The following is a 24,413-nucleotide window of genomic DNA, read 5'->3' on the forward strand; positions in this document are numbered from 1 at the left end:
TGTGATCCACCTTTCTCTGTCGAACAAATTGCCTTCTGACCTGCAGATAACTATCAGTATGTAATTTTGGAGTGAAGAAAACCGATTGTTTGTCCAGTTGGACAAAGCGGACGAGTCGGAACCTGGCAAATCTAGTGTTTTTTACCAGTTAATTACCGACTCGCGGTTTTGTTTTGCAATTGAATCAATTGTTTGCGGTGCTACGGAATGGATCGGTTGTCATTCCTACAAGATCGGCGACCGACTCGAGAACGACTGTGGGTCGGTACGGGAAGAGCTCCACCGACGCGCGGGTCGAGATCCCGGTCATCACCAGAATCGTCTGCAGTCCGGCTTCGAGGCCACAGACGATGTCGGTGTCCATCCGGTCGCCGATCATCAACGTGTTAGCCGAATGAGCGCCGATGGACCGCAGGGCAGAGCGCATCATCAAAGCGTTGGGCTTGCCGACGTAGTAGGGATCGCGTCCGGTTGCCTTGGTGATGAGAGCGGCGACCGAGCCGGTGGCCGGCAGCGAGCCGTCACGCGACGGCCCAGTGGCGTCGGGGTTAGTGGCGATGAACCGCGAACCACGCTCGACCAGGCGAATGGCGGTGGTGATCGCCTCGAACGAGTACGTGCGCGTCTCGCCGAGGACGACGTAGTCGGGGTCACTGTCCGTCAGGACGTAACCGATGTCGTGCAGGGCAGTGGTCAGGCCCGATTCGCCGACCACGTAGGCGCTGCCGCCTGGCCGCTGGTTGGCCAGGAACGTCGCGGTAGCGAGCGCTGACGTCCAGATCGACTTCTCCGGGATGTCGAGTCCCGAATTGAGCAGGCGTGCTCGCAGGTCACGCGGGGTTCGGATGGAGTTGTTGGTGAGCACCATGTACGGGATGTCGTTCGACGCCAGCTCTGCCAGGAACGTGTCCGCTCCAGGTATCAAGTGCTCCTCGTGGACGAGAACCCCGTCCATGTCCATGAGGTAGGTCCAACCGGTCTGATCTTCTGTACTGGTCATGACTCCAGTATGTGCGGGTGCCGCCCGATGTGGGCGATCAAGCGAGAAGGCGCCACAGCCCGATCAGGCCGACGACGACAATCGTGTAGCGCAATGCAGTGGGGGACAGGCGCCGTCCGTAGCGGGCGCCCAGGACGCCACCGCCGAGCGAGCCGACAGCGATCAAACCTGCTGCTGCCCAATTGATCTGATCGAACGCCAGAGTGATGTACATCCCCGCTGCAACGATGTTGACGAGCAGTGAGAGCAGGTTCTTCGCGCCGTTCATGCGTTGGAGGGTTTCAGGGAGGATGGCACCCATCACACCGATGAGAAGGATGCCCTGCGCGGCAGTGAAGTATCCGCCGTAGATGCCGACTGCAAAGGTGCCGGCGGTCAGGAGCATCAGCCTCTTGGTGGACAGCGTCGTTTCTTCGGTGGAACGCTTCTTGGCCCACGCCTGGATGCGTGGTTGGAGGAGGACGAGTGCGAGGGCGAGGACCAACAGCACCGGAACGATGGTTTCGAACAGTTTCTCGGGTAGATGCATGAGCAACCAGGAACCGAGTAGTGCCCCGGCGAGTGACGCCGGAATCTGCCACTTCAGTCGATCCCACTGTCCGGACAGCTCGCGTCGGTAGCCCCAGGTGCCGGAAACTCCGCCGGCGACGAGCCCGACCGCGTTGGACATGGTCGCGGTCACGGGCGGCATGCCGAAGGCGACCAGCGTCGGGAACGTGATCAGCGTTCCACTGCCGACCACGGCGTTGATCGCGCCCGCACCGATGCCGGCCAGCAATATGAAGAATGCGTCGAGTCCACTCACTCCGCAGACGGTACGGCAGAGGAAAAGTCAGTCCGGACGGCGGTCCCGGTCTTCATTCGAACGCTCCATTCAACACGCCGAACGCGGCTTCGGACACCGTTGGAATCAATGCGATTTCAACATCGTGGACCCTTCATTTCCCTTGCAGTGCAGGGAAATACAACATTTGACGACTCGGCATTTCGCGTCTAGTCTTTGCTCACCATCCAGAGCGACCGAGAGACCTGGCTCGTCGACGTCGCAGCAACCCCCCGAGTGATCGGGAGCGGGTGCTACCGCCAGGACCGATGGAAGGCATCACATGGGTACCACTTCGCACGCTGCGCACAAGCGACGTCACATCGATCTGTGCCGCACCGCTTCGTGTCACTGTCGCTGACCGAACTCTCGTCGTCTTCGCAACTCGAGCACACCAACTCGAGGACACAGCTGCGTTCCCATTTCCCCGAAAGGTCTATTCGTGATGTCCACTCCGTCAGGTAGCGCGCCGTGAGCGCGCCCACCGATGTCCGCCCCGAAAAGTCGGTGTCCGAGTCGCAACTTCCCGACTCGGAGCTTGTCGTTGCTCGCACCTGGCACCCGCTGCGCTGGGTGATCAGTGCGGTCGTGCTGGTACTGCTTGCTCAGTTCATCCACGGTCTCGTCGTCAACCCCGGCTGGGACTGGCCGACGTTCGCGCAGTACTTCACCGCGAAATCAGTGCTCGCCGCGTTGTGGATGACGATCAAACTGACGCTGTGGGGGACGATCCTCGGATTCGGTCTCGGTGTTTTCCTGGCACTCGGTCGGTTGTCGAAAAACCCGGTCCTGCAGGTGATCGCTTGGACCTACATCTGGGCCTTCCGCTCGATTCCACTCATCGTGCAGCTGCTCTTCTGGTTCAACATCACCTACCTGTACCAGACACTTTCTCTCGGAATACCTTTCGGGCCCGAGTTCTTCACCTTCCAGGTCAGCGGTGTGATCGGCGGATTCACCGCGGCGGTCATCGGTTTGGCGCTGCACCAGGCTGCATACTCGGCCGAGATCATCCGCTCCGGAATCATTTCGGTGGATCACGGCCAGATCGAAGCTGCTCACTCGCTCGGTATTCCGCGCAGTCGCCAGTTCTTCAAGATCGTTCTCCCGCAGGCAATGCGAGCGATCCTCCCCAATGCCGCCAACGAGGTCATCGGACTCTTCAAGGGAACGTCGATCGTCTCCACCATGGCAATCGCCGAACTGTTCTACCAGGTGCAGGTCATCTTCGGCCGCAACGGACGAGTCGTGCCCCTGCTGATGGTCGCCACGATCTGGTACATCATCCTCACGACGTTGCTCTCGATCGGTCAGTACTACGTGGAGCGCCACTATGCACGAGGATCCGCCCGTGCGCTTCCGTTGACTCCGGTACAGAAGGCGCGCAAGAAGTTCGAAGAGATTCGCGATGCGCGTCTCGATATTCCGAGAGGTGCGACCCGATGACCGCAGAACTGACCGAAGAGACGTTGTATGCCGTCGAAGCGCGCGGAATTCACAAGTCCTTCGGCACGCTGGAAGTACTTGCCGGCGTTGATCTCCTGGTCCGCAAGGGCGAAGTGACCGTCATTCTCGGTCCGTCGGGTTCCGGTAAGTCCACCTTGCTGCGCACCCTCAATCACCTCGAGAAGGTCGACCGCGGGACCGTGCGGATCGACGGAGAACTGATCGGGTACCGGCGCAAGGGAAATCGGCTCCACGAACTGCGTGACCGCGAGATCCTGAAACAGCGTTCGCACATCGGATTCGTGTTCCAGAACTTCAACCTGTTTCCGCACCTGACCGCGTTGGAAAACGTGGTGGAAGCGCCGCTCTCGGCCCAGAAGCGTGATCGTGACGAGGTGTACCGCGAGGCCCGCGCACTGCTCGAGCGAGTGGGAGTGGGGGACAAGGCGGACGAGTATCCCCGCCAACTCTCCGGTGGCCAGCAACAGCGCGTCGCGATAGCGCGAGCGCTGGCACTGCGGCCGGCGGTCATTCTCTTCGACGAGCCGACGTCGGCGCTCGACCCGGAACTGGTGGGCGAGGTTCTCGAAGTCCTCGCTCAGCTGGCCCGTGACGGCGCCACCTTGGTGATCGTCACACACGAGGTCGGATTTGCTCGGGAAGTGGCGGACACTGCGGTCTTCATGGACGGCGGCGTCATCGTCGAACAGGGCCCACCTTCGCAGGTGATCGACAATCCGGTCCACGAACGGACCAAAGCTTTTCTCTCCCGCGTCCTCTGACGCGACCCAGACTCATTCCCGGAAGGAAAAATTGATGTTCTCCCCATCCCGTCGCGCGACTTTTCTGATCTCGGCTCTTGCCACAGTCGGACTGCTCAGCGCTGCATGCAGCAGTGCGGACGCCGAGTCCGACGGCGCCCAGGTCACCGCTGCTGCGGGTTACAACCTCACTGCCGATCAGAACCGCATCACCACCGACAAAGTCGATTCCATTGCCGCCGAGCTACCTCAGGACATTCGCGATCGTGGCACGCTGCGCGTCACCGGTAGTGCCGGTGCCGCTCCGCCGCTCCGCTTCTACGCCGACGACGACACCACTCTCATCGGTTCCGAGACCGACTTCGCCTACCTGATCGGTGACGTTCTCGGTTTGAAGGTCGACCTGCAGACCGCAGACTGGGCACAGAACTTCGTCCGCATCGATTCCGGTGAGGCCGACGCATTCCTCTCCAATGTGACTGTGACAGAGGAGCGTAAAGAGAAGTACGACTTCGCCACCTACCGACTCGACACCCTGGCCTTCGAAGCCAAGAAGGGCTCCGGGATCTCCATCAAGGAACCCAAGGATGTCGCAGGCAAGAAGATCGCGGTAGGTTCCGGCACCAATCAGGAAGCGCTGCTGGTCAAATGGAGTGAGCAGAACGTCGCGGCCGGCCTGGCCCCCACCGACATCTCCTACTACCAGAACACCACCGACTACTACCTGCCGCTGCAGTCCGGCCGGATCGACGCCTACTTCGGACCGAACCCGTCGTCGCAGTTCCATGCCAAGCAGTCGGGTGAAACCGAAGTCGTCGGTGAGTTCTCCGGTGCAGGCGACACGCTGCAAGGCCAGATTGCGGTTCTGGTGAAGAAGGACAACGGGTTGATCAAGGCAATCAACGACGCGATCAACCACACGATCGAGAACGGCACGTACCAGCAGATCCTCGAGCGCTGGAACATCACGAATGAAGCCGTCGACACGTCCCTGATCAACCCGCCCGGCCTTCCGAAGACCAAGTGAGCTCTCGTCCATGAGTGAGATTCTCGATGCGATCGTCATCGGTGGAGGACTCGTCGGGTCCTCCGCCGCCTGGCGGCTCGCGGCGCGCGGACGTAGCGTCGTTCAGCTGGAACAGTTCGGGCCGGGGCACAAGCACGGTGCGTCGCACGGTACTTCGCGCATCTACCGGCAGGCGTACGACAATCACCTGTACACCGGGTTGGCGGCCGACGCGCTGCCGCTGTGGCGGGAGTTGGAGACAACGACGGACATCGGGTTCCTGGAACTCACCGGTGCCGTTGATCACGGCCTGCCGCAGGCCGTGCAGTCCAAGGCGAAGATACTTTTCGAGGCGGGCATCAAGGGTGAGATCCTCACCCCTGCCGAGGCGTCCGCCCGTTGGCCGGGGCTGCGATTCGACACCACGGTGCTCCATCACCCCGATGCAGGCCGGTTGCACGCGGACCGCGCCGTGACCGCTCTGAAGGCGGGAGCGGTGTTTGCCGGCGCCGAGGTCCGTCACGATGTTCGGGTGTTGGCACTCGCGCGGGCGTCCTACGGCGTGGACGTGGTGACGGACAGTGGAACGCTCGCAGCTCGTCAGGTAGTGATCGCGGCCGGTGCGTGGACTGCGGATCTGATCGCAGACAGCGGTCTCGGCTCCGAGATCGTACTGCCGACACTGCGCACGACACAGGAACAACCGGCACACTTCGCACCGCTCGATCCCGGAGTCGAGTGGCCGAGTTTCGTTCACCACACCGGCGCAGAATTGGAGACCGCGGGGATCTACGGGCTCGGTTCCGAGGACGGGATCAAGATCGGCGAACACGCGACCGGGCCGGTGGTGACTCCGCAGACCCGTGACTACACCCCTGGTGTCGACGGAGAGCAGCGATTGGTGGAGTACGCCGAGTCGTGGTTGCCCGGTGTCGATTCCACCCGTGTCGAGTCGCTCACCTGCCTGTACACGAGCACGCCGGACAGTAACTTCGTCATCGACCGAGTCGGAGCCGTCACGGTGGCGGCGGGGTTCTCGGGGCATGGGTTCAAGTTCGGTCCGGCCTTGGGTGAACTTGTGGCGGACCTCGTCGACGGAACCACCCTCGCTCCGGAAGTTTTCAGGCTGGGGGAGCGTTGACCAGATTCATGGAGGAAAGTGTTGTGGCACTGGAGCTCGGAACTCGGCAGCTCGAGGGTGTCGGAGCGGTAGAGGTCTATTCGGTATCGCAGGACGATCCCTTGGCAGCTCCGCTGATCGCGGAGTTGGCACTCGAATACAGTTCGCGTTACGGCGGGACTCGCGAAGCGATGCTCGAGGATCTCACGACGTATCCGGCAGAAGAATTTGCCTACCCTCAGGGTGCGCTTCTGGTGCTCACCCACGACGGTCTGCCGATCGCCGGTGGTGCGTTTCGTCAATTCGATTCCACCACTGCCGAACTGAAGAGAATCTGGACATCGGTCGACTATCGGAAGCGCGGCCTCGGCAAGGCCGTCGTTCGCGAGTTGGAACGAGAGATCGAACTTCGTGGATACAACCGGGTGTTTCTCACGACGGGTCCTCGGCAACCCGAGGCCGTCGCGCTGTATCTGTCCAGTGGATACACACCGCTTTACGACGCGTCACTCTCGCCCGAAGAGGTGGGCATCCACCCGTTCGAGAAACAACTTCGGGTCCTCGAAAATGTGACTCGAGCAGCAATTCCTACCGACCGGGTTGACAACACCCGGGTTTAACCTCGTACACTTGCGAACGACCATCCAGAGCGACCGAGAGACCTGGCTCATTGAAGTCGCAGCAACCCCCCGAGTGATCGGGTGCGGGTGCTACCGCCAGGACCGATGGAGGAACACGAAATGAAGGCAGTCGAAGGCGGTTTCGATACCGCCTGGTCGCGTCGTCACGTAGACCTGTGCCGCACCGCGGGATCTTTCTGTACCAACTGACCTCGGTCAGTCATTCACACTCAGGCGAGTCGTCGACAAGTCTGTTTTCTCTTCTCTCACAAGTGATTCGTGCTCGATCGCCTTTCTCGTCTCAGGCGACGGGTGCGCTCTTCGGCATGCCTCTTTAGGAGTTCTTGGTGTCTTCGCCCTCATTCGGTGCCCGCAAACGCGCGACCGTAATCGCCGGTATCGGTGCTGTCTCGGTTCTCGGCACCGTCCTCGCCGGCTGCAGCAGCGGGAGTGACAGTGCTGCCGACGCAGGCCCCGCCCAGTCCGGCGGAACCCTTCGCTACGGTCTGTCGCAGGCGCCGACGTGCGCCGATCCGGCCCAGGCCGGCAGTAACCAGACCGTGTATGTCACTCGGACCGTGGTGGATTCGCTGACCGATCAAAATCCCGACACCGGAGAGATCACCCCGTGGCTCGCCAAGAGTTGGGAGATCAGCCCCGACGCCGCTAGCTTCACGTTCGTCCTTCGCGACGACGCCACCTTCAGTGACGGCACACCGGTGACGGCGGATTCGGTGAAGAAGACCTTCGACTCGGTCAAGAATCTCGGACCGAACGCGTCGTTGGCGAAGAGTTACCTGTCCTCGTACACGGGTACCGACGTCGTAGATGCTCACACGGCGATGATCAATTTCTCCGGACCCAATGTTCAGTTCCTGCAGGCAACTTCGACGCCACAGCTCGGAATCCTCGCCGATTCCACCACCGCGCTGGCATCCGAGCAGCGCTGCCCGGGTGCCGCGGTGATCGCCTCCGGACCGTTCGTGTACACCGACTGGCAGCAGGACAAGAGCGTCAAGATCGCCAAGCGTGCGGGATACAACTGGGCGTCGGACGCGGTCGCGCATCAGGGTGAGGCCTACCTCGACGGCGTCGACTTCACTGTGGTCCCCGAATCTGGTGTGCGGGCAGGCAGCGTGGCCTCCGGCCAGCTCGATGCGGTCAGCGATGCGCTTCCGCAGGATGCGCCGCAGATCGAGGGCGCAGGCGGACGAATCCTCACAAGGCCGAACCCGGGTGTGAGCTTCTTCTTCCAGCCCAACGTCAGTCGCGGCGTTCTCGCCGATCAGGCTGTTCGCCAGGCCATCATTCCCGCGATCAACCGCCAAGAACTCGTCGACACCGTTCTGGATCCGTCGTTCTTCCCGGCCACGAGCCCGTTGGCTCACACCACTCCGCTCTACAGCGACGAATCGAGTGTCGTGACGTACGACGCCGACAAGTCGGCGAAGCTTCTCGACGCGGCTGGTTGGAAGGCCGGCAGCGACGGTATCCGCGAGAAGGACGGGCAGAAGCTCACTTTCAGCGTCACCTTCAGTCCGGTGTTCTCGGGTAACCAGGCCATCCTCGAGCTCGTACAGCAGCAGCTCAAGAAGGTCGGCGTCGACTTGCAGCTCAACCTGGTCTCGAACGGTGAATGGACCGAGAAGGGAGTATCGGGTGATTACGATTCGCTGTATTACAACAGCACTCGCGCGGACGCCGACATCCTGCGGGCATCGTTCAGCACCGAGGGCCGCAACCTGAACCGTCGCGGCGCAGATCCGGAGCTCGACAAGGTACTCACAGACCAGCTTGCAGCCACGGACAACGGCCAACGCGGCGAACTGGTATCCACTGCACAGGAATTGATCCTCGACCGTGGACTCTCCATCCCGACCATCGAGCTCTCACAGGCCATCGGCGCCGGATCGAGTGTGCAGGACCTGAACTTCGAAGCCTCTTCACGCCTGCAGTTCTACGACGCATGGTTGTCGGGTAAGTAATCATGACTCGATACGTACTCACCCGACTGGGTCAGGCCGCAGTGGTCCTGTGGGCCGCCTTCACCATCTCGTTCGTGATTCTGTTCCTCCTGCCCAGTGATCCCGTCAGCATGGCTGCCGACTCGTCCGGTCAGGGTGTCGCAGTGGATCAGGCTGCGCTCGATCAGCTTCGTGCACGGTACGGCTTGGACCAGTCGGTGTGGGTGCAGTACTGGACGTCGCTGACGAATGCTCTTCGCGGCGATTTCGGTACGTCCATCTCCACCGGTCAGTCGGTGACGGATGCCATCTTCTCGGCGCTGCCCAGCACTCTGGTGCTGGCAACCACCGCCTTGGTTCTGGCCGTGTTGTTCGGAGTGGCGATCGCGTTCTTCGCTACCTACACCCGCAAGCGGTGGCTCGCGAACCTGTTGTTCTCGCTGCCGCCGCTGGGTGTGGCAGTGCCCACTTTCTGGGTGGGCCTGATTCTCCTGCAACTCTTCTCGTTCCGTCTGCACATCTTCCCGGCATTCGGAGACAAGGGATTCGCAACGGTGATTCTTCCGGCGATCACCTTGGCGATCCCGACCGGCGCGGTGATCGCGCAGGTGCTCACGACCAGCCTGCAGTCGACGCTACGTTCGCCGCATGTGGAGACTGCGTACGCCAAGGGCGCAAGCCGTTGGCGCGTGCAGACCCGTCACGCGTTGCGACTGGCGAGCATTCCGGCATTCACCATTGCCGGTGTGCTGGTCGGCACGCTGCTGGCGGGCTCGGTGGTTGTGGAAACGGTGTTCTCTCGCGCGGGCGTCGGCCGTCTGACACAGACGTCGGTGATGGCGCAGGACATCCCGGTGGTGCAGGGAGTCGTTGTGTTCGCCTCTCTCGTGTTCGTGCTCGTCAACCTCGCGGTCGACCTCTTCTACCCCTTGATAGATCCACGGATCATCCAGACGAAGAAGAGTCACACCGAAAAGTCGAATACCGAAAGCTCGACCGATCTGGAGCCGGCTCATGTCTGACACATTGATCGAACCCCTACTCCTCGATCCGAGCGTCGAGGCGAAGGCACCTGTTGTTTCGCGCCGAAAGTCCACGGCCATCGGCTGGATCCGAAAGCCCGGCTTGGTGATTCCGGTGTTGATCGTGTTGCTTGCCATCGGCTTTGCCGTCGCACCCGGATTCTTTGCCAGCGGCGATCCGTTGTCCGGTGTCCCGGCGGACAAACTGCAGGGCCCGAGCCTGGCTCACTGGTTCGGAACCGACAATCTCGGACGTGACCTGTACACACGGTTCGTGCACGGCGCCGCGCTGTCCCTGACCGCAACCTTGGTGGCGGTCGGAATCGCATTGGTGGCGGGATCGATAATCGGATTGCTCGCGGGCTTTGTCGGTGGCGTCGTCGACGCCGTGCTGATGCGCATCGTCGACGTGCTGCTGTCCATTCCGGCACTGCTGCTCTCGTTGGCCCTTGTCACCGCACTCGGCTTCGGCACCATCAACGTCGCCATCGCTGTCGGCGTCAGTATGGTCGCCAATTTCGCGCGAGTGATGCGTGCCGAAGTGATGCGGGTGCGCGGAGCTCAGTACGTCGAGGCTGCGTTCAGTTCAGGTGTGCAGTGGCTCGGTGTCCTGCGTCGGCACGTGCTTCCCAACTCCTACGCGCCGGTGGTCGCGCTGTCCGCTGTCGAGTTCGGGCAGGCAGTACTAGCCGTGTCGGCTCTGAGCTTCTTGGGATTCGGCGCCGTTCCGCCTACCCCGGAATGGGGATCGCTGGTATCCGAGGGACGTAATTTCCTCGCCAATGCCTGGTGGATGACAACACTTCCCGGTCTCGCGATTGTCGCCGTGGTCATCTCGGCACACCGTATCGGCCACGAGATCGAAAGGAACAACCGGCGATGAGCACGACCGAGGAACAGTTGCTTTCCGTCACCGACTTACAGATCGCCTACGGCGCCGAGCCCGCGGTATCCGGCGTGAGCTTCACCGTCGGTCGGGGCGAAGTAGTTGCGGTGGTCGGGGAATCGGGTTCCGGTAAGTCGACCACGGCACACGCGATATTGGGTCTGCTCGCCGGCAGTGGCCACGTCACCGGCGGGACCGTCGAGTTCGAGGGTGAACAGATCGACTCGTATTCCGACCGTGCGTGGCAGCGAATCCGCGGCGCGCGTATCGGTTTGGTGCCGCAGGATCCGACGACCTCGCTCAACCCGGTGACGAGGATCGGCGACCAGGTTGCAGAAGTCCTCCGGATCCACGGCCTCGCAGACCGTCGCAAAGCCCGGTTGGACGCCGTCGAGGTGCTCGAGCGCGCGGGTATCGACCGGCCGGAAATCCGAGCACGCCAGTACCCGCACGAGCTCTCCGGCGGTATGCGGCAACGCGTTCTGATCGGTATCGCGCTTGTCGCGAACCCCGCCCTCATCATCGCCGACGAGCCGACCAGTGCTCTGGACGTCACGGTTCAACGACGCATCCTCGACCACCTGGACGAGCGAATCGCCGAATCCGGTGCCGCCGTGCTCCTGATCACGCACGACCTGGGAGTGGCCGCAGACCGCGCGGACCGGATCCTGGTGATGCAGGGCGGCAGGATCGTCGAATCCGGCCGCACCGCAGATATTCTGGACAACCCGCGACACGAGTACACGAAGAAGCTGCTCGACTCGGCTCCGAGCCTGTCCTCGGGACCGGTCGATCGGCCGGTCCGTCAGGATACGAGCCCGCTGCTGACGTTGACCGGAATCACCAAGCGTTTCAACGTCGGACGCGGGAGTTCGATCACCGCGGTGAGCGAGGTATCGCTGACTGTTCCGCGTGGTCAGACGGTGTCATTGGTGGGGGAGTCCGGCTCCGGCAAGTCGACCACGGCGCGCATCGCCGTGCGGTTGGAGCAGGCGGATGCCGGCACCATCTCCTTCGACGGACACGACATCACGAAGGTCAAGGGCAGCGATCTGCGCGAGCTGCGCCGAAAGATCCAGCTCGTGTACCAGAACCCCTATGCATCACTCGACCCGAAATTGTCCGTCCAGGACATCGTTGCGGAGCCGCTGCGGGCCTTCAAGGTTGGTGGACGCAGCCAGCAGCAGAGTCGTGCAGCAGAGTTGCTCGATCAGGTTGCACTTCCCGAGCAGTTCCTGAGCCGCAAACCGGCCGAACTCTCGGGCGGCCAGCGTCAACGGGTGGCGATCGCTCGTGCGCTTGCGTTGAAGCCGGACCTGCTCGTTCTCGATGAACCTGTGTCCGCTCTCGACGTCTCGGTGCAAGCGCAGATTCTGGCGCTACTCGACGAGTTGCAGCGCGAACTGGGCCTGACCTATCTCTTCATCTCCCACGATCTTGCGGTTGTTCGCCAGATCAGCGACGTCGTCGGCGTCATGCAGGCCGGGCGATTGCTCGAAATCGGCACTACCACCGAGATTTTCGACAATCCCCGAAACGAGTACACACGCACACTTCTCGACGCGATCCCCGGGCGGGATCATTCGACACGAAAGGCCGAACATGTCCGAGCGTAGTTCCGGAGCATTCCTGGTCGGCCTCGAATTCGAGGGAACCGGAGCTCATCCGTACTCCTGGCGACGCGAGGATTCGCGCGCCGAAGATCTGTTCACGCCGTCGTACTGGGTGGACCTGGTGACCGCCGCGGATCGGGGTGGGGTGGATCTGGCGTTCCTCCCTGACTCGTTCGGACTGCAATCCGAGGGTCGGCACGCAGTGCGGGGCAGATTGGAGGCGGTTGCAACTGCGGCGCGGCTGAGTGCTGTGACCTCGCGTATCGGCCTGATCCCCACTGCGACAGTCACGCACACCGAGCCGTTCCACATCTCCAAGGCCGTCGCGAGTATCGACTACTCCTCAGCGGGGCGGGCCGGCTGGCAGGTCGCGGTGTCCGACACCGCTGAGCAGGCGTCGTTGTTCGGCCGAAAGGCAGTGCAGGGCCCCGAGTCCGCGTGGGAGGAAGCGTCCGAGGCTGTCGAGGTGGTCAGTCGGCTGTGGGACAGCTGGGAGGACGACGCCGAGATACGGGACGCTGCGAGCGGACGATTCATCGATCGAGACAAGCTGCACTACATCGACTTCGAGGGAAAGAACTTTTCCGTCAAGGGGCCGTCCATCACGCCGCGCTCCCCGCAGGGGCAGCCGCTGATCGCCGTCGACGCGAGCAGGCCGGAGGCACGCGAGCTCGCTGTTGCGCGCGGAGATCTGATTCGGATCTCGGCAACCGACCTCGGCGAGGCCAACGCCACGGCCAAGTTGGTCCACGCGAATGCCGCTGCCCTCGGGCGCAGCGTCAGGGCTCTCCTCGACGTCGACGTGCTTCTCGGCGCTGATCGCGGAGCCGCCGACGACGCTCTGGCGGAACTCGAGGAATGGGCGGGAGCGCCGTACGCCCCGCACTCGCTGTTCTATCGCGGTGACAGCGCCGGCCTGACTGTCCTCCTTCGCGAGATCGGTGGGCTGGCCGGGGTCGACGGTGTTGTCCTGCGTCCCTTGGCTTTGGCTGCCGCAGTGGAGAAGATCGCGGCGGACGTGGTGCCGACTCTCAATCCGCGACCGACTACCGGCCCGACTCTGCGCGAGCGGTTGGGTTTCGAGTTGCCCGTCAATCAGTTCGCGTAGCGCGAACAGAGAACAGGAACACCGATGACACAGAACAGGATTCGCAAGCAAGTTCACCTGGGTGCTCACTTCCCCGGCGTGAACAACACCACGGTGTGGACCGATCCGGCGTCCAAGAGCCAGATCGAGTTCAGCTCGTTCGAGCATCTCGCCCGCAGTGCCGAACGCGGATTGTTCGACTTCTTCTTCCTCGCAGAGGGTTTGCGCCTGCGCGAGCATCAGGGCAAGATTCACGACCTCGACGTGGTCGGTCGCCCGGATACGTTCAGTATTCTCAACGCGGTTGCCGGTGTGACAACGCATCTCGGCCTGGCCGGGACGATCAACACCACGTTCAACGAGCCGTACGAGTTGGCCAAGCAGTTCTCGACGCTCGATCATCTCTCCGACGGCCGCGCCGCGTGGAATCTGGTCACCTCTTCGGATGCCTTTACCGGTGAGAACTTCCGCCGCGGTGGGTATCTGGAGCATTCCGAGCGGTACGCACGCGCAAACGAGTTGGTCGACGCAGTACGGACGCTGTGGGACAGTTGGAGCATCGATCGTCCGATCGTCGACCGTGAGCGCGGCGTTTTTGCCACCGACCAGCAGGTCGGTCAGTTCCAACACTCCGGTAAGCAGTTCGACATCTCCGGACGCTTCGAAGTACCTCGGAGTCCCCAAGGACACCCAGTCCTGCTGCAGGCAGGTGACTCCGACGAAGGACGCGAGTTCGGCGCCGCCAAGGCAGACGCCATCTTCACCGGGCACGGAACGCTCGAAGCAGGCAAGACGTTCTACGCCGACGTAAAGGGACGCTTGGCCAAGTACGGACGCACGCACGCAGACCTCAAGATTCTCCCCGCCGCCACCTTCGTGCTCGGTGACAACGCCGCGGACGCACAGGAGAAGGCGTATCACGTCCGGCGGCAGCAGGTCGGGCCCCAGACTGCCATCGCTTTTCTCGAACAGGTGTGGGGCAGAGACCTTTCCCAGTACGACGCCGACGGCCCGTTGCCGAAGGAAGATCCGTCGGACGACGTCAACGTCACCCGCGGACGCGTCCGCCACGTCAAGGATCCGCGAGCGGTCGCAGATCAGTGGCGTGCCAAGGCCGAGGCCGAAAATCTCAGCATCCGTGAACTCATCATCGAAGTGACTGCCCGCCAACAGTTCGTGGGTAGTGCAGCGGAGGTGGCTGCCGAGATCGACACCTACGTCCAGGGCGACGCGAGCGACGGATTCATCCTCGTTCCCCACATCACCCCCGCGGGCCTCGACGAGTTCATCGACACCGTCGTACCAGAACTACAGGACCGCGGCAGTTTCCGGACCGAATACTCAGGAACCACCCTGCGCAGCCATCTCGGGCTGCGCCACCCGTACGAGCAGGCTGAAGGAGTCCGCGCATCATGACCGTTACCGACACTTCCACCAGCACCTTCACCGGCGAGTGGAATGCTTGGCATGCCTCGCGCGACGCCACCTTCAGTGAACCACTCGGCTGGCTGAGCCTGACTGCGTTGCATTGGCTGGTTGACACCGATTCCACCTTCGCGGACCTGCCCGGTGCGTGGCGCGCCGACGCGAATGCCGTTGTCGTCACCGCGACGCCGGCCGACGACCTCTCGATCGACGGCGTCGCAGTGGACGGTTCAGTCACTCTGAATCCGATCGAGGGTGCGCCGGGACTGATCGTCAAGCAGGGCGCGCGGTTGGTCGAGGTCATCCGCCGCACCGGCGAGGTGGCTCTGCGGATCCACGATTCGTCGGCCCCGGCATTGGCGCAGTTCAGTGGTATCCCGACCTTCGAGCCGAACCCGCAGTGGCGCATCGAGGGTGTCTTCACAGCTTTCGAGGAGGCTCGCACGGTGACGACAGGTGCGGTCGTCGAGCGCCTCGAGCATCATCACGACGCCCGCGGAACCATCAGCTTCGAACACGATGGTGCAACGCATACGCTGATTGCGTTCGCGGGCAAGGACAACGGCTTTCACATCCTGTTCACCGACGCGACCAGTGGTGTATCCACCTACCCGGCCGCACGCTCGCTGCACGTGAGCGCACCGGAGCCCGGTGGTGCGGTAGCCCTCGATTTCAATCGGGCGTCGAACCTGCCCTGCGCCTTCACCGATTACGCGACGTGCCCCGTCGCCCCCGCCGAGAATCGTTTGCCGTTCGCGGTGGAAGCCGGCGAGAAGACACCGAAGACCCGCGACGGAAGCGCACCGAGGTGAGCGCGCCCCTGTCCGTACTCGACCTCTCTCCGATCAGTGAGGGTGAAACGGCCCGCCAGGCCTTGCGGAACTCGCTGGACCTCGCTCGTTCTGCCGAAGCGTGGGGATACAAGAGGTACTGGGTCGCCGAACACCACTTCGTCGGCGTAGCCAGCTCGTCACCGGCCGTTCTGGTCGGACTGATTGCGGCCGCGACCAACACCATTCGCGTCGGCTCGGCCGCCGTGCTGCTGGGCAACAACACGGCAGCTCAGGTGGTCGAGGCCTTCGGTACCGTCGAAGCGTTGTATCCGGGTCGTATCGATCTCGGTATCGGGCGCAGCGGGCAGCGTCGGGTGGAGGCACTTCGTGCCGTCGCTGCCGGAACGCCTGCCCCGGCAGAATCGAAGCGGGAGACCGTCGTACGCGACGGCGTCGTGATCCCGGCGCCCTTCGATCCAACCGGTCTTCTCACGTCACCGAGATTGCAGGCGTCGTTCGAGGCATTGGCGTTTCCGGGCGCACAGGCGCCCGATTTCGAGCAGCAGGTCGACGACATACTCTCGCTCCTGAACGGCACCCACCGCACCCGCGACGGCATCGAATTGCACGCCAGTCCCGGCGAGGACGCCGACGTCGAACTGTGGGTGTTCGGAAGCAGCGCAGGCCCCAGTGCCGAACTCGCCGGACGACTCGGATTGCCGTTCGGCGCGAATTACCATGTGGCGCCCTCGAGTACGCTCGACGCCGTCGAGGCATACCGAGCAGCATTCCGACCGTCGGCAGTTCTGTCGGAGCCGTATGTCGTCGTGTCCGCGGATGTTGTTGCTGCGGAAGACGATGCGACGGCGAGGGAGTTGGCGTCGACGTTCGCGCACTGGACGCACAGCATTCGCAGCGGGCACGGCGCCATCCCGTACCCCGATCCGGCCACAGCGCTCCCACTTTCCGATGCCGACAAAGCAGTAGTGGAGGATCGGCTGATCACGCAGTTCGTCGGTTCACCCACCACCGTCGCCGACAGGCTCGACAGTTTGCAGAAGCTCACCGGAGCGGACGAATTGGTAATCACCGGGGTGACCCATCGGCACGAGGATCGTCTGCGCTCGTACGAGCTGCTTGCCAAGGAATGGGGGCTACCCGCACTACTGGCAGCATGAGCTTGCCTTGGTCTACTAGTGTCGAGTGATGTTTTCGCCCCGAGATGCGCTTTCCCTTGCTCTTGACGTAGCGCGTGAGGGCATGGAACTCGGGGAGATGCCGATCGGGGCAGTCGTGTTCGACGACGACCGTGTGCTCGGGCGGGCGTATACGCAAGAACGGGCACTTGGCCGACGGGTAGTCCATGCGGACCTTCAAGCGCTCTTGCAGGCCGACGAGGCTCTCGGGTTCACTCGAGCGTCAGGAGAATTGACATTGGCGGTCAATCTCGAACCATGCCTGATGTGCATGGGTGCCGCGATCACACTCGGTGTGTCCCGGGTGTGGTTCGCTCTCGAATCCCCGAACGACGGTGCAAGGGAACTCGTGCAGCTGTGGGCGCCGCCTGAGGAGCTTCCGTTTTTCCGTAAGCCGCGTGAAGTCCTCGGCGGCATTCGCCGTGACGAATCGCGAAATCTGTTCGCTGAATACGCCACTGGCACTGGCCCCGCCGGGATGCGGGACTGGGCGCGCAGTCTCACCTGACGCCATGTCTTGAAGGAGGTCCGTGAGGCTTACGCCCCGATCGCGCCCGCGATCATCGGCCACGACGCACGCATGTCGGCTTCGAAGAGTCCCCAGGTGTGGGTGCCTTCAGGTCGGAAGCTGAACGTCGCGGGGATGCCGAGCTGACCGAATCGACCCTGTAGGGCAGCGGTGCACATGTTGGTGATGCCTTCGAGCACAGCGCCGGGAACGACTCCGGCAGCCATCGCCAGTGAGTTGATTCCGTCCACCGGACCGGGAAGGCCGTTGCCGGTGGAGATGAACAGCGCTGTGCCGCGCAGTTTCTCGGCATTGATCAGCGGGTCGTGAGCAGCCCACTGCGGGCTACCCCACGGCCCCCACATGTTGGCCGCGTTTCCTCCGCCGAGTATCTCGACCATCGAGCGCACCGCTGCCTGGCCGAGCGGGTCGCCGGCGCGCGGGCAGCCGCTGTACGAGCCGACGGCGCGGTAGGTGCCAGGCGACTGGATCGCGAGGTCCAGAACCGGTCCACCGGCCATCGACACACCGCCGAGTGCGTTGACACCGGTCGTGTTGTACCGAGCGTTGACCGCCGCCGGTAGTTCCTTGGTGAGGTACGTCTGCCATTTGTTGCGGCCGAGCACCGGATCGTCGGCGTTCCAGTCGGTGTACATGCTGAACTTGCCGCCGACCGGCATGACCACGTTGACGTGCTTGTCGTCGAAGAAGTCACGAACTCCGGTGTTGTTGAACCAAGAGATCCCGTCCTCACCGCCGCCGACGCCGGTCAACAGGTAGAAGGTCGGGGCGGGGCCACCGCCGGCCGGGGAAATCACGTCGTTGGCGATCCAGCGGTCCATGGAGGGGGAGTAGACATCGATGCGGCTGACCACTGAATCCGCGCTCGCGGTCGGCGCGCTGAGGCCGAGAAAGCCGGCAGCCATGGCCACCGCCATCGTCAATCGGACCGTGAATCGACGTGCCTTCATTATTTCCCCCTGGCGCAAGCCGGACAGCGTATTCGTGCCTACCAACAGTGGCACAATGCGAAGGAGAGTGACGAATGTCCGGATAACAGTCCGGTAAGAAGATGGAGACAATTGCGTGGGATCGCAGTCGCATCACCCCGAATCCGACGTGATTCGGCTGGCCTTCGGGCTGGCCGCGATCACGGCTGGTGCGGCGCGCAGAACCGCTGGTCTCGCCATTGATTCGGTGCAGCGGATCCCCGTTGTCGGTGACGCACTCGACGACGCGATCACCCAGGTCGCCACCCGCGGCACGGAAGCGATTCGCTCGACAGCGGAATTTGCCGATTCCACGTTGAGAACGGTGATCAAAGCTGTCGTCGACGCTGCTCTTGCCGAAGTCGACATCACGAAGATCGTCGTGGACCACGTGGACATCGACAAGATCGCCGAGAACATCGACGTGGACAAGATTGCCGAACGGGTCTCGCTCGAACCGATCATCGATCGCGTCGACGTCGATGCGATCGCGAGCCGACTCGACGTCAAAGCAGTGATCGATCGCCTCGACCTCGACGGCATCGTCGACAGTGTCGACCTCGAGCGCCAGATCGACCGCGTCGACCTCCTCAAGATCGCCGACCAGGTCATCGAGGGTGTCGACCTCCCACAGATGATTCGTGAATCGACCGGTTCACTCTCCACCGAAGCCGTGCACGGGGCGCGCGTGCAGGGGATGCAGGCGGACGACGCTGTCGCCGGGTTCGTCGGACGATTGTTCGGCCGCGACAACGCACCACCCTCACACGAGCCGCATCCGGACACGAACGCAGGTGAACGCTAGTGGCCCAGGAGAATTCCGGCCCGGCCGGAATCGTCACCCGCGGCCTCGCCGGACTGATCGACCTGGGCGTCGTGCTGATCCTGATGGGTTCCGTGTACGTGGCCTTGGCCTTTGTTCGATTGCTCTTCTCGCCGCAGAGTTTCACGTTCTCGGAACCGGGAATCTTCCTGTCCACGACGGCATTTCTCGGCGTCTCGGTGGCCTACCTGACTGCCTGCTGGGCGACCACCGGCCGAACTGTCGGCTCCCTCGTGATGGGGTTGCGGGTGATCACGTCGGGTCACCGGTTGGTCCGTTGGCCGCTCGCCTTCATCCGTGCGGTGCTCTGTGTGCTCTTCGCCTTCGGATTGCTGTGGTCGGCGGTCGATCGACGGCGACGATCGTTGCAGGACATCGTTCTGCGCACCGAGGTCGTCTACGACTGGCGTCAGGACCCGGATCTGGTGGCACCCCACGGAGGCGAGCACGCATGAGTGAACCGAACCGCCCGGACGAGCGATTCACCCTTGCCAGCGAGCGCACCTTCCTCGCGTGGATGCGTAGCTCGCTTGCCCTGCTGGCGGGCGGCATTGCCGTCGTCCAGTTGGTCCCCGAGTGGAGTACAGGGTGGGTTCGCACGGCGCTCGGTCTGACGTTGATCGCACTCTCGGCAGCAGCCGCCCTCGTCGGTATGCGACGCTGGCTACAGGTGAAGAAGGCGCTCGAGGACGGAGCGGCGATGCCGGAACCGCATGCGCTGTGGCTGTTCGCACTGGCATTGGCCGGGGTTGCCGTCGCGGCCGGCGTGGCAACGGTGGTTACCAGCCTCGCTCGCTGAGATACCTCGTGAGATACGCAGAGAAGTCCGAGCGGTGTCTGGATAGTCTGCAAAGAACGAGAAGCACGTCAGAGAAGTAAACGAAACAGACGACAAGGGAGTGCACGGTGGCGCAGGAACTCAAGCTCGGATACAAGGCATCGGCTGAGCAATTCGGCCCTCGCGAACTGGTAGAGCTGGCAGTTCTGGCAGAGCAGCACGGCATGGATTCCGTTGCGGTGAGCGATCATTTCCAGCCGTGGCGCCACAACGGTGGACACGCGCCGTTCTCGCTCGCCTGGATGACGGCCGTCGGTGAGCGCACCGAGCGCGTGCAGATCGGCACGTCCGTGATGACGCCGACGTTCCGCTACAACCCGGCGGTCATCGCTCAGGCGTTCGCGACGATGGGATGTCTCTACCCGGGGCGCATCATGCTCGGTGTCGGCAGCGGTGAGGCACTCAACGAGATCGCCACCGGCTTCCAGGGCGAGTGGCCCGAGTTCAAGGAACGCTTCGCGCGCCTGCGTGAGTCGGTGCGGCTGATGCGTGAGCTGTGGCTGGGCGATCGTGTCGACTTCGAAGGCGAGTACTTCACCACTCGTGGCGCGTCGATCTACGACGTCCCCGAGGGTGGGATTCCCGTGTACATCGCGGCCGGTGGACCCGTTGTCGCCCGGTACGCGGGACGTGCCGGTGACGGCTTCATCTGCACCTCCGGCAAGGGCATGGAGCTCTACACCGAGAAGCTGCTTCCCGCCGTAGCCGAGGGCGCGGCCAAGGCCGAGCGCGACGTCGCCGACATCGACAAGATGATCGAGATCAAGATCAGCTACGACACCGACCCCGAGGCTGCACTCGAGAACACGCGCTTCTGGGCGCCGCTGTCCCTGACGCCGGAGCAGAAGCACAGCATCGAGGATCCGATCGAAATGGAAGCAGCTGCCGACGCTCTGCCCATCGAGCAGGTGGCCAAGCGCTGGATCGTCGCTTCCGATCCCGACGACGCCGTCGAGCAGGTCAAGGCCTACGTCGACGCCGGTCTCAATCACCTGGTGTTCCACGCACCGGGCCACGATCAGCGCCGCTTCCTCGAACTGTTCGAGCGTGACCTCGCGCCCCGCCTGCGTGCTCTGGGCTGATCCTCGAGATCAACTGAACGGTGTCTGCCACTCGACGTGTGGCAGGCACCGTTCGTCTTTCTCGTAGCGGCCGGTTGTCGGCTGCACCGTGAGCGTGACCACGATCAGTGGCAAGGTGGGCGGCGGCCCACACTAGGCTGTTGGGCATGCCAGAAGCGCCCGCTGCCGTGTCGAGTGTCTACGTCGCCTCCCCTGAAGGTGACACCGGAAAATCCACCATCGCGCTTGGCGTACTGCAGATGCTGTGCGCGACCGTCGCCCGGGTCGGTGTCTTCCGCCCGATCGCCCGCTCGACCGAGGAAACCGACTACATCCTCGAACTGCTGCTAGAGCACACCACTGCCGATCTCTCCTACGCCGACGCACTCGGCGTCACCTACGAGCAAGTTCACGCCGATCCGGAAGCCGCACTGGCCGACATCGTCGCGAAGTACCACACCGTGGCCGAGCAGTGCGACGCCGTCGTGATCATCGGAAGTGATTACACCGACGTCGCAAGCCCCAGCGAATTGAGCTTCAACGCCCGCATCGCCGTGAACCTGGGAGCGCCGGTGCTGTTGGCGGTTCGAGGCGCTCGGCGCAGCGTCGAGGAGGTTGCTCAGCTCGCGCACCTGTGCGCCGCCGAGTTGGCCGCCAACCACGCTCACCTGCTCGCGGTCGTCGCCAATCGCTGCGATCCCGACAAGCTCGACGAGGTCACCGCAGCCCTGTCCGACATCGGAGTTCCGACGTGGAGCCTGCCGGAGATTCCGTTGCTCGTCTCACCCACGATGGCCGAGTTGATGGAGGCCACCGGCGGCGAGTTGTACTCGGGTGACCCGGAACTGCTGCACCGTGAGGCACTGAAGGTGATGGTGGGAGGCATGACCGCCGAGCACATCCTCGAGCGTCTGGTCGAGGGCATGGTCGTCATCGCACCGGGTGACCGCTCGGACGTGCTGCTCGCGTTGCTCAATGCGCATGAGGCGGATGGATTTCCGTCGCTCGCGGGCATCATCATGAACGGCGGGATCACACCGCACCCGGCCATCGCGGCGTTGATGGCCGGCCTCAAACAGCGTCTTCCGATTCTCACCACAACCCTCGGCACTTTCGACACCGCAAGCGCTGCAGCCCAAACCCGCGGACGCGTGGCAGTCGGTTCGCAGCGAAAGGTCGACACTGCGCTGAGCTTGATGGAACAGCGCGTCGACGCCGACGTCCTGATGGACCGACTGGCACTGCCGATCCCGTCCGTCGTGACCCCACAGATGTTCGAGTACAAGCTGATCGACCGCGCTCGACGCGATCGCAAGCACATCGTCCTCCCGGAGGGTGACGACGACCGGATCCTGCGCGCGGCCGGCCGGCTGCTGCAGCGCCAGGTTGCCGACCTGACGATCCTCGGCGACGAACCCAGTGTGCGTCGACGCGCAGCGGAACTCGGCGTGGACATCAGCGGCGCGCAGATACTCGCGCCCGCGCAGTCCGAGTACACCGAGCGCTTCGCACAGGAATACACCGCGCTGCGGGCGCACAAGGGCATGACCATCGAGCGGGCCCGCGAGGTGATCGCCGACATCTCGTACTTCGGAACGATGATGGTGCACTTGGGTATTGCCGACGGCATGGTCTCCGGTGCCGCCCACACCACCGCTCACACGATCCGGCCCTCGTTCGAGATCATCAAGACGGCTCCCGGAGTTTCGACGGTTTCGAGCATCTTCCTGATGTGCCTGGCCGACCGCGTTCTCTCCTACGGTGACTGCGCCGTGGTTCCGGACCCGACGTCCGAGCAGTTGGCGGACATCGCGATCTCGTCCGCACAGACGGCGTCGCAGTTCGGTATCGATCCGCGCATTGCGATGCTCTCGTACTCCACCGGCGATTCGGGCAGTGGAGCCGACGTCGACAAGGTTCGCACCGCGACCGCTTTGGTGCGCGAGCGCCGACCGGACCTGTTGGTGGAAGGGCCCATTCAGTACGACGCGGCCGTCGAGCAGAGTGTCGCTGACAAGAAGATGCCGGATTCTCTGGTGGCGGGCAAGGCCACGGTGTTCGTGTTCCCGGACTTGAACACCGGCAACAACACCTACAAGGCAGTGCAGCGTAGCGCCGGCGCTATCGCCGTCGGCCCGGTTCTGCAGGGACTGAACAAGCCGGTCAACGATCTCTCGCGTGGAGCGTTGGTCCAGGACATCGTCAACACCGTGGCTATCACGGCAATACAGGCACAGGGAGCGTAAGCGTGAGCGACGGCACCGTACTGGTCATCAATTCCGGCTCGTCATCGATCAAATTTCAACTCGTGCATCCGGATACAGCGGAATCGGTAGCGCACGGCCTCATCGAGCGCATCGGTGAACCCGACGGCCACATCGTCTACAACCACCGCACCGGAGTCGAAGACCGCAGCCTCCCCATCGCCGATCACCGTGCGGGACTGAAGATGGTGCTCGACATCGTCGCCGAGGTCGGACGGCCGCTGAGCGAGGCAGGAATCATCGCCGTCGGTCACCGAGTCGTGCACGGTGGTGACATCTTCTATTCGCCGACGCTCATCGACGACGGCGTCGTGAAAGCCATCGAGGATTTGTCGAACCTTGCGCCGCTGCACAATCCGGCCAACGTGATCGGTATCGAGGTGGCGCGCGAAGAACTGCCAGATGTTCCGCACGTAGCAGTGTTCGACACTGCCTTCTTTCACACGCTGCCCGCCGCAGCGTCGACCTACGCGATCGATCGGGATGTGGCCAAGGCCAACCAGATTCGTCGATACGGCTTCCACGGGACCTCACACGAATACGTGTCGGGACGAGTCGCGGACTTCCTCGGCAAGGATCCGGCCGAGCTGAATCAGATTGTTCTGCACCTCGGAAACGGCGCTTCGGCCTCGGCAATCAAGGGCGGCAAGGCTATCGACACCACGATGGGCCTCACCCCGCTCGAGGGTCTTGTCATGGGCACCCGCAGCGGCGACATCGACCCAGGCATCATCTTGCACCTCAATCGCAACTCGGGAATGAAGGTCGACGAGATCGACGACCTCCTCAACCGTCGTTCCGGTTTGAAGGGACTGTCGGGAGTCAACGATTTCCGTGCCCTGCTCGCACTGATCGAGGGCGGCGACGAAGACGCACAACTTGCCTACGACGTCTACGTACACATGCTCCGTAAGTACATCGGCGCCTTCATCGTTCAACTCGGTGGCGTCGACGTCATCACCTTCACCGGCGGTGTCGGCGAGAACAACATCGACGTACGACGCGACAGCCTGGCCGGCCTTTCCCGTCTCGGAATCGAGGTCGACCGCGCTCTCAACGAGGCGAAGAGCCGCGACGAGCGTCGTATCTCCGCATCCACGTCGGCCGTCGAGGTGCTGGTGATCCCCACCAACGAGGAGTTGGCGATCGCCCGCGCGGCGAAGGCTTTGGTGGCCGCGCTGTAAATCT

The 24,413-nt window shown here is 63.1% G+C and carries 25 protein-coding genes and 2 riboswitches; of the genes, 22 read left to right on the top strand and 3 right to left on the bottom strand.

The genetic code is table 11. The annotated features are described in order from the left end of the window. Positions 1 to 184 precede the first annotated feature (184 nt). Together ABX74_RS09530 and ABX74_RS09535 are read right to left on the bottom strand one after the other, a co-directional pair. Positions 185 to 1,000, bottom strand: coding sequence for an HAD-IIA family hydrolase (locus ABX74_RS09530; protein ID WP_029254768.1), 816 nt, complete (start codon positions 998 to 1,000; stop codon positions 185 to 187). A gap of 37 nt (positions 1,001 to 1,037) precedes the next feature. Further along, entirely contained in the window at positions 1,038 to 1,805 is a 768-nt protein-coding gene (locus tag ABX74_RS09535; RefSeq protein WP_003944404.1) for a sulfite exporter TauE/SafE family protein, read from the bottom strand. Between the two features lie 199 nt (positions 1,806 to 2,004). Further along, positions 2,005 to 2,099: riboswitch (SAM riboswitch) on the top strand. A gap of 7 nt (positions 2,100 to 2,106) precedes the next feature. Between ABX74_RS09535 and ABX74_RS30900 the strand changes: the two genes are divergently transcribed. From ABX74_RS30900 to ABX74_RS09605, 16 genes are all read left to right on the top strand, one after another. Then, entirely contained in the window at positions 2,107 to 2,184 is a 78-nt protein-coding gene (locus ABX74_RS30900) for a putative leader peptide (RefSeq protein WP_350318888.1), read from the top strand. 110 nt (positions 2,185 to 2,294) lie between these two features. After that, entirely contained in the window at positions 2,295 to 3,269 is a 975-nt protein-coding gene (locus ABX74_RS09540) for an amino acid ABC transporter permease (RefSeq protein WP_003944440.1), read from the top strand. Then, positions 3,266 to 4,051, top strand: a complete 786-nt coding sequence (locus ABX74_RS09545; protein WP_019749494.1) for an amino acid ABC transporter ATP-binding protein — start codon at positions 3,266 to 3,268, stop codon at positions 4,049 to 4,051. Before ABX74_RS09540 ends, ABX74_RS09545 begins: the two co-directional genes overlap by 4 nt. Positions 4,052 to 4,085: 34 nt before the next feature. Continuing rightward, positions 4,086 to 5,057 (top strand): ABC transporter substrate-binding protein, encoded by a 972-nt coding sequence (locus ABX74_RS09550; RefSeq protein WP_047888726.1) that lies wholly within the window; start codon positions 4,086 to 4,088, stop codon positions 5,055 to 5,057. A gap of 10 nt (positions 5,058 to 5,067) precedes the next feature. Continuing rightward, the gene (locus ABX74_RS09555) at positions 5,068 to 6,177 is read left to right on the top strand and encodes an FAD-dependent oxidoreductase (RefSeq protein ID WP_047888727.1); all 1,110 of its coding nucleotides are present in this window, start codon (positions 5,068 to 5,070) and stop codon (positions 6,175 to 6,177) included. An 8-nt stretch (positions 6,178 to 6,185) separates the two neighbouring features. Beyond that, positions 6,186 to 6,776 carry a GNAT family N-acetyltransferase gene (locus ABX74_RS09560; RefSeq protein WP_019749497.1) on the top strand — a complete coding sequence of 197 codons (591 nt, stop codon included), beginning with the start codon at positions 6,186 to 6,188 and terminating at the stop codon, positions 6,774 to 6,776. 17 nt (positions 6,777 to 6,793) lie between these two features. Beyond that, a riboswitch (SAM riboswitch) is annotated at positions 6,794 to 6,888 on the top strand. 8 nt (positions 6,889 to 6,896) lie between these two features. Beyond that, entirely contained in the window at positions 6,897 to 6,986 is a 90-nt protein-coding gene (locus tag ABX74_RS30820) for a putative leader peptide (protein ID WP_310504006.1), read from the top strand. A 137-nt stretch (positions 6,987 to 7,123) separates the two neighbouring features. Beyond that, positions 7,124 to 8,761 carry an ABC transporter substrate-binding protein gene (locus ABX74_RS09565; RefSeq protein ID WP_047888728.1) on the top strand — a complete coding sequence of 546 codons (1,638 nt, stop codon included), beginning with the start codon at positions 7,124 to 7,126 and terminating at the stop codon, positions 8,759 to 8,761. A gap of 2 nt (positions 8,762 to 8,763) precedes the next feature. Beyond that, a complete protein-coding gene (locus tag ABX74_RS09570; protein WP_003944382.1) occupies positions 8,764 to 9,762 on the top strand; it encodes an ABC transporter permease in 999 nt (332 codons plus the stop codon). Beyond that, positions 9,755 to 10,645 (top strand): ABC transporter permease, encoded by an 891-nt coding sequence (locus ABX74_RS09575; protein ID WP_007726838.1) that lies wholly within the window; start codon positions 9,755 to 9,757, stop codon positions 10,643 to 10,645. Before ABX74_RS09570 ends, ABX74_RS09575 begins: the two co-directional genes overlap by 8 nt. Continuing rightward, positions 10,642 to 12,264, top strand: coding sequence for a dipeptide ABC transporter ATP-binding protein (locus ABX74_RS09580; RefSeq protein WP_047888729.1), 1,623 nt, complete (start codon positions 10,642 to 10,644; stop codon positions 12,262 to 12,264). Before ABX74_RS09575 ends, ABX74_RS09580 begins: the two co-directional genes overlap by 4 nt. Next, complete coding sequence (locus tag ABX74_RS09585) at positions 12,251 to 13,369, top strand: LLM class flavin-dependent oxidoreductase (RefSeq protein ID WP_047888730.1); 1,119 nt, start codon at positions 12,251 to 12,253, stop codon at positions 13,367 to 13,369. Before ABX74_RS09580 ends, ABX74_RS09585 begins: the two co-directional genes overlap by 14 nt. Before the next feature lie 24 nt (positions 13,370 to 13,393). Then, positions 13,394 to 14,764, top strand: a complete 1,371-nt coding sequence (locus tag ABX74_RS09590; RefSeq protein WP_047888731.1) for an NtaA/DmoA family FMN-dependent monooxygenase — start codon at positions 13,394 to 13,396, stop codon at positions 14,762 to 14,764. Continuing rightward, positions 14,761 to 15,585 carry a DUF1684 domain-containing protein gene (locus ABX74_RS09595; RefSeq protein WP_047888732.1) on the top strand — a complete coding sequence of 275 codons (825 nt, stop codon included), beginning with the start codon at positions 14,761 to 14,763 and terminating at the stop codon, positions 15,583 to 15,585. The genes ABX74_RS09590 and ABX74_RS09595 overlap by 4 nt, the downstream gene beginning before the upstream one ends. Continuing rightward, positions 15,582 to 16,724, top strand: coding sequence for an LLM class flavin-dependent oxidoreductase (locus tag ABX74_RS09600; RefSeq protein ID WP_047888733.1), 1,143 nt, complete (start codon positions 15,582 to 15,584; stop codon positions 16,722 to 16,724). The genes ABX74_RS09595 and ABX74_RS09600 overlap by 4 nt, the downstream gene beginning before the upstream one ends. 28 nt (positions 16,725 to 16,752) lie before the next feature. Further along, complete coding sequence (locus ABX74_RS09605) at positions 16,753 to 17,250, top strand: nucleoside deaminase (protein WP_167343319.1); 498 nt, start codon at positions 16,753 to 16,755, stop codon at positions 17,248 to 17,250. A gap of 29 nt (positions 17,251 to 17,279) precedes the next feature. On the opposite strand, the gene ABX74_RS09610 is transcribed toward ABX74_RS09605, so the two are convergent. After that, positions 17,280 to 18,221 carry an alpha/beta hydrolase gene (locus ABX74_RS09610; RefSeq protein WP_029538606.1) on the bottom strand — a complete coding sequence of 314 codons (942 nt, stop codon included), beginning with the start codon at positions 18,219 to 18,221 and terminating at the stop codon, positions 17,280 to 17,282. A 115-nt stretch (positions 18,222 to 18,336) separates the two neighbouring features. On the opposite strand from ABX74_RS09610, the gene ABX74_RS09615 reads away from it, so the two are divergent. From ABX74_RS09615 to ABX74_RS09640, 6 genes are all read left to right on the top strand, one after another. Next, positions 18,337 to 19,044 (top strand): hypothetical protein, encoded by a 708-nt coding sequence (locus ABX74_RS09615; RefSeq protein ID WP_019749508.1) that lies wholly within the window; start codon positions 18,337 to 18,339, stop codon positions 19,042 to 19,044. Next, positions 19,044 to 19,517: an RDD family protein gene (locus ABX74_RS09620; protein WP_019749509.1), complete on the top strand. Its 474-nt coding sequence runs from the start codon at positions 19,044 to 19,046 to the stop codon at positions 19,515 to 19,517. The genes ABX74_RS09615 and ABX74_RS09620 overlap by 1 nt, the downstream gene beginning before the upstream one ends. Then, complete coding sequence (locus tag ABX74_RS09625; protein WP_019749510.1) at positions 19,514 to 19,861, top strand: YidH family protein; 348 nt, start codon at positions 19,514 to 19,516, stop codon at positions 19,859 to 19,861. The genes ABX74_RS09620 and ABX74_RS09625 overlap by 4 nt, the downstream gene beginning before the upstream one ends. Before the next feature lie 107 nt (positions 19,862 to 19,968). Beyond that, complete coding sequence (gene fgd / locus ABX74_RS09630; protein ID WP_003944371.1) at positions 19,969 to 20,982, top strand: glucose-6-phosphate dehydrogenase (coenzyme-F420); 1,014 nt, start codon at positions 19,969 to 19,971, stop codon at positions 20,980 to 20,982. A gap of 146 nt (positions 20,983 to 21,128) precedes the next feature. Continuing rightward, the gene (gene pta / locus ABX74_RS09635) at positions 21,129 to 23,207 is read left to right on the top strand and encodes a phosphate acetyltransferase (protein WP_047888734.1); all 2,079 of its coding nucleotides are present in this window, start codon (positions 21,129 to 21,131) and stop codon (positions 23,205 to 23,207) included. Between the two features lie 2 nt (positions 23,208 to 23,209). Next, positions 23,210 to 24,409, top strand: a complete 1,200-nt coding sequence (locus ABX74_RS09640; protein WP_047888735.1) for an acetate kinase — start codon at positions 23,210 to 23,212, stop codon at positions 24,407 to 24,409. Positions 24,410 to 24,413 lie beyond the last annotated feature (4 nt).

The organism is Rhodococcus sp. ARP2 (assembly GCF_001029585.1).
GTDB lineage: Bacteria > Actinomycetota > Actinomycetes > Mycobacteriales > Mycobacteriaceae > Rhodococcus_F > Rhodococcus_F erythropolis.

Coding starts and splice junctions, on each gene's coding strand:
- ABX74_RS09530 (WP_029254768.1), bottom strand. CDS start 1,000: ATGACCAGTACAGAAGATCAGACCGGTTGGACCTACCTCATGGACATG.
- ABX74_RS30900 (WP_350318888.1), top strand. CDS start 2,107: ATGGGTACCACTTCGCACGCTGCGCACAAGCGACGTCACATCGATCTG.
- ABX74_RS09545 (WP_019749494.1), top strand. CDS start 3,266: ATGACCGCAGAACTGACCGAAGAGACGTTGTATGCCGTCGAAGCGCGC.
- ABX74_RS09550 (WP_047888726.1), top strand. CDS start 4,086: ATGTTCTCCCCATCCCGTCGCGCGACTTTTCTGATCTCGGCTCTTGCC.
- ABX74_RS09555 (WP_047888727.1), top strand. CDS start 5,068: ATGAGTGAGATTCTCGATGCGATCGTCATCGGTGGAGGACTCGTCGGG.
- ABX74_RS09560 (WP_019749497.1), top strand. CDS start 6,186: ATGGAGGAAAGTGTTGTGGCACTGGAGCTCGGAACTCGGCAGCTCGAG.
- ABX74_RS30820 (WP_310504006.1), top strand. CDS start 6,897: ATGAAGGCAGTCGAAGGCGGTTTCGATACCGCCTGGTCGCGTCGTCAC.
- ABX74_RS09570 (WP_003944382.1), top strand. CDS start 8,764: ATGACTCGATACGTACTCACCCGACTGGGTCAGGCCGCAGTGGTCCTG.
- ABX74_RS09575 (WP_007726838.1), top strand. CDS start 9,755: ATGTCTGACACATTGATCGAACCCCTACTCCTCGATCCGAGCGTCGAG.
- ABX74_RS09580 (WP_047888729.1), top strand. CDS start 10,642: ATGAGCACGACCGAGGAACAGTTGCTTTCCGTCACCGACTTACAGATC.
- ABX74_RS09585 (WP_047888730.1), top strand. CDS start 12,251: ATGTCCGAGCGTAGTTCCGGAGCATTCCTGGTCGGCCTCGAATTCGAG.
- ABX74_RS09590 (WP_047888731.1), top strand. CDS start 13,394: ATGACACAGAACAGGATTCGCAAGCAAGTTCACCTGGGTGCTCACTTC.
- ABX74_RS09595 (WP_047888732.1), top strand. CDS start 14,761: ATGACCGTTACCGACACTTCCACCAGCACCTTCACCGGCGAGTGGAAT.
- ABX74_RS09605 (WP_167343319.1), top strand. CDS start 16,753: ATGTTTTCGCCCCGAGATGCGCTTTCCCTTGCTCTTGACGTAGCGCGT.
- ABX74_RS09610 (WP_029538606.1), bottom strand. CDS start 18,221: ATGAAGGCACGTCGATTCACGGTCCGATTGACGATGGCGGTGGCCATG.
- ABX74_RS09625 (WP_019749510.1), top strand. CDS start 19,514: ATGAGTGAACCGAACCGCCCGGACGAGCGATTCACCCTTGCCAGCGAG.
- pta (WP_047888734.1), top strand. CDS start 21,129: ATGCCAGAAGCGCCCGCTGCCGTGTCGAGTGTCTACGTCGCCTCCCCT.